Genomic DNA, 8714 nt, shown 5'->3' with positions numbered 1-8714 from the left:
GCGCCGATCCGTCCAGACCACCCCTCCACTGCTGGACGGATCGGCACCCCCGCGGCCGTGGTCACGCCCCTACAGTCGTCGCCATGAGCATCGCCGAGCCCGCCACCGCCCTGTCCGTCGTCGGCCACTGGATCGACGGGGCTCCCTCCGACTCCTCGTCCGGCCGCACCGCTCCCGTCTACGACCCGGCGCTGGGAGTCGCGACCAAGGAGGTCGCGCTCGCCGACTCCGCCGAGGTGGACGCCGCCGTCGCCTCCGCGAAGGCCGCCTTCCCCGCCTGGCGCGACACGTCGCTCGCGAAGCGGCAGCAGATCGTCTTCCGCTTCCGCGAGCTCCTCGAGGCGAAGAAGCAGGAGCTCGCCGAGCTGATCACGTCGGAGCACGGCAAGGTCGTCTCGGACGCGCTGGGCGAGATCACTCGCGGGCAGGAGGTCGTGGAGTTCGCGACGGGGCTCGCGCACCACCTCAAGGGCGAGTACTCGGAGCAGGTCTCCACCGGCGTCGACGTCTACTCGACCAAGCAGCCGCTCGGCGTGGTCGGGATCATCTCCCCCTTCAACTTCCCGGCGATGGTGCCGATGTGGTTCTTCCCCATCGCCATCGCCGCCGGCAACACCGTCGTGGTGAAGCCCTCCGAGAAGGACCCGTCCCCGGCGATCTGGCTCGGCGCCCTCTGGAAGGAGGCCGGCCTCCCCGACGGCGTCTACACGGTGCTCAACGGAGACAAGCAGGCCGTCGACGGGCTGCTGACCCACCCGGACGTGCGCTCGATCTCGTTCGTCGGCTCCACCCCGATCGCGCAGTACGTCTACGAGACGGGCACGAAGCACGGCAAGCGGGTGCAGGCGCTGGGCGGGGCGAAGAACCACATGCTGGTGCTCCCCGACGCGGACCTGGACCTCGTCGCCGATTCCGCCATCAACGCCGGCTTCGGCTCGGCGGGGGAGCGGTGCATGGCGATCTCGGTCGTCGTCGCGGTGGAGCCCGTCGCCGACGAGCTCATCACCAGGATCCAGGACAGGGCGTCGAAGCTGCGCATCGGCGACGGCCGCCGTGGCTGCGACATGGGCCCGCTGGTCACCGAGGCGCACCGCGACAAGGTCGCCTCCTACATCGCGATCGCGGAGGAGGACGGCGCGGAGGTCGTCATCGACGGCCGCGGCATCGAGGTCGACGGCGACGCGAACGGGTTCTGGCTCGGCCCGACCCTGCTCGACAAGGTCCCGACGACCTCCCGCGCCTACACGGAGGAGATCTTCGGACCGGTGCTCTCCATCGTCCGCGTCGCCTCCTACGAGGAGGGCGTCGCACTCATCAACAACGGCGCCTTCGGCAACGGCACGGCCATCTTCACCAACGACGGAGGAGCGGCCCGCCGCTTTCAGAACGAGGTCGAGGTCGGCATGATCGGCATCAACGTCCCCATCCCCGTCCCCGTCGCCACGTTCTCCTTCGGCGGCTGGAAAGCGTCCCTCTTCGGCGACACCAAGGCCCACGGAGCCGAAGGCGTCCGCTTCTTCACCCAGCAGAAGGCCATCACCAGCCGCTGGCTCGACCCCTCCCACGGCGGCATCAACCTCGGGTTCCCCCAGCATTCCTAGGCTCTCTCCTCCTTCGTCGTCGATCGCCCGCAGTCGGCTCGGGAGGGTGGTCGGGTATTGCAGAGCGTCGTGCGTTCCGCGCACGTCGATCCGCTGGGACGCGGATCGCCGGTTGCGCTCCGCGGTGCTCGTGAGGCTCTCTCCTCCTGGCGTCGCCGATCGCCCGCAGGCGCGGTACGCGACCCGCTCTTCCCAGCGCGACCACCCTCCCCGGCCGACCGCGGCCGATCGACGACGCAGGAGGAGAGAGGCTCTTGAGCACCGCGCAACCGGCGATCCGCGTGGGAGCGGATCGTCGTGCGCGGTACGCGACCCGCTCTTCCCAGCGTCCCCACCTCCTGAGACCGACCGCGGCCGATCGACGACGCAGGAGGAGATCGGCTATGAGTGGAGCCGCAGCGCCGTCCAGAGCTCGGTGCGGGCGGAGACGTCGTCGAGGTCGAGGCCGAGGGCGCGCTCGACGGCGGTGATGCGGTTGCGGAGGGTGTGACGGTGCACGCCGAGGTCGCGGGCGGCGGGCTCCCAGGCGCCGTTGCGGCGGAGCCAGACGCGGGCGCTCTCGAGCAGCACGGCTCCCTCCGGGGTCAGCAGCGGTGCGAGCATCCGGCGGGCGAGCGGTGCGGCTCCGGCGGCGGCGAGGAGCCCGATCATCCCCTCGGCGGCGACGTCCTCGAAGCGGACCACCGTCCCGTCTCCCGTCCGCTCGGCGGCGCGTCGCGCCTCCTCGAGGCCCCGGTCCAGGTCCGACCAGCCGATCGGGGCGGAGGCGCCGGCGCTCGCGCCGTGCCGCTCCAGCACGGCGGTCAGCGGCTCGAGTCCGTCGGCGGCGGTCACGGCGACGAGCGAGCCGTCCCTCTCGGCGAAGAACAGGCGCGCGCCGTCCTCCTCCGCCACGACCTCCAGCTCGTCGAGGAGCGAGTCGCCGTGCACGGGCGCGCTCAGCACGACCACCCGCACGGGCTCGGCGGGCAGCGGGCTCCCCAGGCGCCGTGCGGTGCTCTCGGCGACGTCGAAGGCTCCCGCCGCCAGCAGCTCGAGCAGTCCGGAGCGCAGCTGCCGGCGGGAGGAGTCCAGCGCCCGCCGCTGCTCCAGCGCGATGCTCGCCAGGGCGATGACGCTCGCGACGAGGTCGCTGCCCGCCGGGTCCAGTGGCGTGCCCGTGCCCACGGCGAGCACCCCGCGCAGGTGGTCGCGGCGCCCGATCGTCTGCAGCGTCACTCCGCCGCCGTCGTCGAGCCGAAGTCCTGCTCGGCTGCCGCGGGTCAGCGCGTGCCTTGCGGCCGCGGCGACCGCCTCCTCCGCCGGCACGTCGAGCCGGGTGGGCAGGTGCACCCTCTGCCCGGCCGCGTCGTAGAGGGCGACCCAGCAGTCCAGCTGCCGCTCCAGCTCGGTGAGGATCGCCGCGAGCCCGTCCGGCCGCAGCGCCGCGCGGGCGACCCGCCGCTGCGCCTCGAGCGACCATTCCAGCCGCTCGCGCTGCTCCCGCGAGATCACGTCTGCGACGAACCGGATGATCCCCATGAACGGAGTCAGGTCCGCCACCTCCAGCAGCGGCAGGCCCTGGCGCTCGCACGCCGTGACGAGAGCGGCGGGCACCTCGTCGTGCACGATGCGGGTGGCGAAGCCGAGCGCGCGGATGCCGCGGCCGCGCAGCCGGGCGACGTACTCCTCCGAGAACTCGGCGCTGTCGTGCCCGGTGAAGTGGACGCCGTCGGTCAGCAGCAGCTGGCCCGACTCGAGCCAGGGCGTCGGATCGACGAGGTCCGAGGAGTGCGCCCACACCAGAGGGGCGTCGAGGTCGGCCTCGTCGTGGACGCCGGCGAGCACGCGGAGGCGGAAGGCCGGTTCGGCCAGCAGATCGCGGACGGTCGCGGGCATGCGCGGCTCCCTTCGACGTTCCGTCCATCGTAGGGTCCGCGGATCGACGGATCCGCACGCCCGCTTCCGAGGCGCGCGCGGCACGATGGGGAGCATGACGTCCTCGACCGCCCCCACCGTCCGCGACAACGCCTCGGTCACCGCCGCCGACCGGTCCCGCGTGTTCCACTCCTGGTCGGCGCAGGGCGCGCTGAACCCGCTGCCGATCGCGGGCGGTCTCGGCGCCGAGGTCTGGGACGTCGACGGCACCCGCTACCTCGACTTCTCGAGCCAGCTCGTGAACGTCACCATCGGCTACCAGCACCCGAAGGTCGTCGCCGCGATCCAGGAGCAGGCGGGCGTCCTCACCACCGTCGGCCCCGCCTACGCGAACGAGACCCGCGCCGAGGCGGCCCGCCTGATCACCGAGCGGGCGCCCGAGGGCATGGAGAAGGTCTTCTTCACCAACGGCGGCGCGGATGCGAACGAGAACGCGATCCGCATGGCGCGGCTGTTCACCGGCCGCGACAAGGTCGTCTCGCTGTACCGCTCGTACCACGGCAACACGGGAGCGGCGATCGTCTCGACCGGCGACTGGCGCCGCATCCCCAACGAGTACTCCCGCGGGCACGTGCACGCCTTCGGGCCCTACCTGTACCGCAGCGAGTTCTGGGCCGAGACCCTCGAGCAGGAGTGCGAGCGCGCCCTCCACCACCTCGAGCGCGTCGTGCAGGCGGAGGGGCCGGAGTCGATCGCCGCGTTCCTCCTCGAGACCATCCCCGGCACCGCCGGCGTGCTCACCCCGCCGCCCGGCTACCTCGCGGGTGTCCGCGAGATCGCCGACCGGTACGGCATCCAGCTGATCCTCGACGAGGTCATGGCGGGCTTCGGCCGCACGGGGGAGTGGTTCGCCTTCGACGCCTTCGACGTGCGCCCCGATCTGATCACCTTCGCGAAGGGCGTCAACTCCGGCTACGTCCCGATCGGCGGCGTCGTCATCTCGGATCCGATCGCCCACCACTTCGACGAGCGCGTCTTCCCCGGCGGTCTCACCTACTCGGGCCACCCGCTCGCCGCGGCCAGCGTCGTCGCGACGCTCCAGGCGATGGAGGAGGAGGGGATCGTCCACAACGCGCGCACCATCGGCTCGGAGCACCTGGCCCCCGGCCTGGCGGCGCTCGAGGCGAAGCACGACCTGATCGGCGAGGTCCGGGGCTCCGGAGTGTTCTGGGCGCTGGAGCTGGTCACCGACCGGGCCGCGCGCACCCCGCTGCCGGCGGCCTCCGTCGCCCGCCTCAAGACCGACCTGCTGTCCCGCGGTCTCCTGCCCTTCACCGCCGACAACCGGATCCACGTGGTCCCGCCGGCCGTCATCACCCCCGCCGAGGTCGCCCGCGGCCTCGGCATCCTCGACGACGCCCTCACCGCCTTCAGCGGCTGACCGCACTCTGTGCCGCAGGCGGCGGCGTCCCCGCGAGGCGTATCCGGGGATCCGCGTTCCAGCGGATCCCCGTCGCCGTGCGCATCCCGCTCCTCGGGACCCGGCCGCGCGCTCGAGCCGACTGCGGGACGCCGCGCGGGGAGCGGCGTTCTCGCGAGGCGTATCCGGGGATCCGCGTTCCAGCGGATCCGCGTCGCCGTGCGCGTCCCGCTCCTCGGGACCCGGCCGCGCGCTCGAGCCGACTGCGGGACGCCGCGCGGGGAGCGGCGTTCTAACCAGCGGCGCCGTCGCGAGGCGTATCCGGGGATCCGCGTTCCAGCGGATCCGCGTCGCCGTGCGCCTGCCGCTCCTCGGGACCCGGCCGCGCGCTCGAGCCGACTGCGGGACGCCGCGCGGGGAGCGGCGCCGTCGCGAGGCGTATCCGGGGATCCGCGTTCCAGCGGATCCGCGTCGCCGTGCGCCTGCCGCTCCTCGGGACCCGGCCATGCGCTCGAGCCGACTGCGGGACGCCGCGCGGGGAGCGGCGCCGTCGCGAGGCGTATCCGGGGATCCGCGTTCTAGCGGATCCGCGTCGCCGTGCGCATCCCGCTCCTCGGGACCCGGCCATGCGCTCGAGCCGACTGCGGGACGCCGCGCGGGGAGCGGCGTCCTAACCAGCACTGTGCAAGGCGAACGCCGTCACGAACCCGATCACCGCGTACAGCCCGGTGAGCACGTCGTCGCGGTCGAACGCCTCGGGAATCATCGTGTTCGAGATCATGGCGAGGATCGCGCCGGCGGCGACGGTCGTCACGAAGGCCACGACCGCGCCCGGTGCGGTGGCGAAGACCAGGAAGCCGACCAGCGCTGCGGCGGCCGAGATCGCGGCGATCCCGCCCCAGACGGTGAAGACGTAGCGGGCGGAGCGGCCGTCGGCTTTCATGCCGACCGTCGAGGACAGGCCCTCGGGGAGGTTCGAGATCGCGACCGCGGCGACGATGGGCACGCTGATCGCCGCTCCCGCTCCGCCCTGGGCGACCGAGAGGCCGAGCACGATCGATTCGGGGACCCCGTCGATCAGGGCGCCGGCCGCGATGGCCGCGCCTCCTCCTCCGCCCGACCCCTTCGCGCTCTTGCGGTTCCCCGCGCCGGCGCGGGTGAGCAGCGCGTCCGCACCGACGAAGACGACGGCTCCCGCGAGCGTGCCGAGGATCGTCGGGAGCAGTCCTCCGTCGTCCGCCGCCTCCTGCACGAGCTCGTAGGCGAGCGCCGAGATCAGCACCCCTGCTCCGAAGGCGGAGATCGCGGCGGTGAGCTTCGGGGGCACGCGCACGAACCAGGCGAGCGCGGCGCCGATCAGGAGGGTGGCGCCGCCGATGGCGCCGCTGGCGAGGGCGAGGGTCCAGGGAGGCACGGCTCCACCCTGGCACCGGCGGCGTCCGGTCGCGGCGGGCTTGACGGGGGCGCTCCGGCGGCGCTCGACCCGCCTCCGCCCGCCCCGACAGCTGTCGTGCAGGCGTCCGGCCGCGATGCCCGGCCGATCCTCGGCGATGGAGGGCCGCTCGGGCCGGGCGTCCCCGTAAACTGCCGGAATGGCGGAGTTCAGCGCGAGTGTTTTCCAGAACGAGTTCCTCTCGGACGGCGCCACCGACGTGCACGCCATCATCACGGTGACCGCGTCCGGCACGGGGGTCGCCGGGTCCGACGGGGCCGCGGCCGAGATCATCATCGTGGACTGCTCCGGATCGATGACCGGCGAGAACATGACGGCCGCCAAGCGCGCCGCCGCCGTGGCCGTCGACCAGATCCTGGACGGCACCTTCTTCGCCGTCGTGGCCGGATCCGAGCGCGCCGACCGCGCCTTCCCGTACCCCAACGCCACCGTCTCGATGGTGCGGATGGAGCCGGGGGCGCGAGCCGCAGCGAAGGAGGCGATCGGCTACCTCCAGGCCGACGGCGGCACCGCGATGGGCACCTGGCTGACCCTCGCCCGCCAGCTGTTCGCGACCGTGCCGGAGGCGACGCAGAGGCACGCGATCCTCCTCACCGACGGCAAGAACGAGCACGAGTCGCGGATGCAGCTGGACGCGGCGATCCGCGCGGCGTCGGGCGACTTCCAGTGCGACGTGCGCGGCGTCGGCTCCCGCTGGATCGTCGAGGAGGCGCGCACCATCGCGAGCGCCCTGCTGGGCACCGTGGGCCTGATCGCGAACCCGGCCGACATGGCGGCCGACTTCGAGTCGCTGATGCGGGCGTCGATGGGCCGGGGAGTCGCCAACGGCGAGCTCCGCGTCTGGACTCCGCAGGGCGCGCAGCTGCTCTTCGTCCGCCAGGTCGCTCCGAACCTCGAGGACCTCAGCTCCCGGCGGAACGCCGTGAACCCGCTCACCGGCGCCTACCCGACCGGCGCCTGGGGCGACGAGTCGCGGGAGTACCACGTGGCGGTCCGGGTCGCGTCGAAGCCGGTCGGCTCGGAGCAGCTCGCCGCGCGGGTGCAGCTCAGCGTGCGCGACGAGGTGGTCGCCTCCGCCCTGGTGAAGGCGCGCTGGACGGACGACTCCGCCCTGACCGCCCGCATCGACCCCGCCGTCGCCCACTACACCGGCCAGACCGAGCTCGCCTCGGCGATCCAGGACGGGCTCGCAGCCAAAGCGCGGGGCGACGAGGCGACCGCCACGGTCAAGCTCGGGCGGGCGGTGCAGCTCGCCTCCGTCACCGGGAACGACGAGGCGACCGCGAAGCTGCGGAAGGTCGTCGAGATCGACGACCCGAACGAGGGCACCGTGCGGCTCAAGCGGGGCGTGGACCGCCTCGACGAGATGGCGCTGGACACCGCGTCGACCAAGACCACGCGGGTGCGCAAGTGAGCTTCCGCTGCCCCGAGGGGCACACCTCGCAGTCCGGCGACTACTGCGACGTCTGCGGGGCGCCCATCGGTGCCGCTGCGGCCCCGTCGCCCGCTCCCGCCGCGCCGACCACCGCGATCCCGACCGGACCCTCGGTCTGCCCGCACTGCTCGTTCCCGAACGAGCCCGGCGCCCTGTTCTGCGAGAACTGCGGCTACGACTTCACGACCGGCTCCCTCCCCGAGGCCGATCCGTTCACCTCCTCCGGCGCCGTCCGCGCTCCGGGCGAGGTCGGCGGCTCCGCGACGCCGTCGGGGGACCCGGCCCAGCACCTGGGCGAGGCGCCCGCGCCGCAGGCCGATCCCGCGGCTCCGACCGAGCTGGTCCCGGAGCAGGAGGCCGGCTTCGACACCCCCGTCGCGACCGCGCCGCCCGCCGCTCCGCCGACCGAGGTGATCCCGGAGGCCCCTGCACCCGAGGCCGCAGCCCCCGACGCGGCACCCGGGGCCTCAGCGTCGGAGGAGGAGGCCGCGTCCGCGCCTGTCACCGGCTCCGCCCGCCCCGCCTCCGCCTCCGCGGACCCGGACCGCCCGTGGATCGCCGAGCTCTGGGTCGACCCGGAGTGGTACGCCGAGCAGCGCGCCGACGACCCCATGCCCTCGCCCGGCCCGCCCGCGACCGTCGTCCTCCGCGAGCGCACCCTGCTCGTCGGCCGCCCGTCCGTCTCCCGCGGCATCTCGCCGCAGGTGGACTGCGGCTCCGACTCCGGTGTCTCGCGGCGCCACTGCCAGCTGAGCACCGACGGCTACCGCTGGTGGGTCGAGGATCTGCAGTCGGCGAACGGCACGTACCTGGCCCCGGCCGGGGCGCCGCTCCCGCAGTCGCCGATCGCCGCCGGTCAGCGCCGCGAAGTCGAGGAGGGCGATCGGATCTACGTGGGCGCCTGGACGCGGATCGTGCTCCGTCCCGCGTTCCCGGGCGAGGCCTAGG

General features: G+C 73.6%; 6 protein-coding genes. 4 read left to right on the top strand and 2 right to left on the bottom strand.

Annotation, left to right across the window (positions count from 1 at the left end; all coding sequences use genetic code 11):
- Positions 1-83 precede the first annotated feature (83 nt).
- The gene (locus C5C25_RS04445; RefSeq protein WP_104249855.1) at positions 84-1601 is read left to right on the top strand and encodes a CoA-acylating methylmalonate-semialdehyde dehydrogenase; all 1518 of its coding nucleotides are present in this window, start codon (positions 84-86) and stop codon (positions 1599-1601) included.
- A 381-nt stretch (positions 1602-1982) separates the two neighbouring features.
- Here the strand turns inward: C5C25_RS04445 and C5C25_RS04440 are convergent, their stop codons facing one another.
- On the bottom strand, positions 1983-3479 hold the full coding sequence (locus tag C5C25_RS04440; RefSeq protein WP_181133631.1) for a PucR family transcriptional regulator: 1497 nt from the start codon (positions 3477-3479) through the stop codon (positions 1983-1985).
- A gap of 94 nt (positions 3480-3573) precedes the next feature.
- Here C5C25_RS04440 and C5C25_RS04435 point away from each other — a divergent pair, with 94 nt between their 5' ends.
- Complete coding sequence (locus tag C5C25_RS04435; protein WP_104249853.1) at positions 3574-4899, top strand: aspartate aminotransferase family protein; 1326 nt, start codon at positions 3574-3576, stop codon at positions 4897-4899.
- A 649-nt stretch (positions 4900-5548) separates the two neighbouring features.
- Here the strand turns inward: C5C25_RS04435 and C5C25_RS04430 are convergent.
- On the bottom strand, positions 5549-6292 hold the full coding sequence (locus tag C5C25_RS04430) for a ZIP family metal transporter (RefSeq protein ID WP_104249852.1): 744 nt from the start codon (positions 6290-6292) through the stop codon (positions 5549-5551).
- A gap of 178 nt (positions 6293-6470) precedes the next feature.
- Here C5C25_RS04430 and C5C25_RS04425 point away from each other — a divergent pair, with 178 nt between their 5' ends.
- Together C5C25_RS04425 and C5C25_RS04420 are read left to right on the top strand one after the other, a co-directional pair.
- Positions 6471-7745, top strand: a complete 1275-nt coding sequence (locus C5C25_RS04425; RefSeq protein WP_104249851.1) for a VWA domain-containing protein — start codon at positions 6471-6473, stop codon at positions 7743-7745.
- Entirely contained in the window at positions 7742-8713 is a 972-nt protein-coding gene (locus tag C5C25_RS04420) for an FHA domain-containing protein (RefSeq protein ID WP_104249850.1), read from the top strand. The genes C5C25_RS04425 and C5C25_RS04420 overlap by 4 nt, the downstream gene beginning before the upstream one ends.
- Position 8714: the final 1 nt, after the last annotated feature.

Source organism: Rathayibacter sp. AY2B9 (genome assembly GCF_002931595.1).
Lineage (GTDB): Bacteria > Actinomycetota > Actinomycetes > Actinomycetales > Microbacteriaceae > Rathayibacter.
This window is presented reverse-complemented; position numbering and strand designations above follow the sequence as displayed.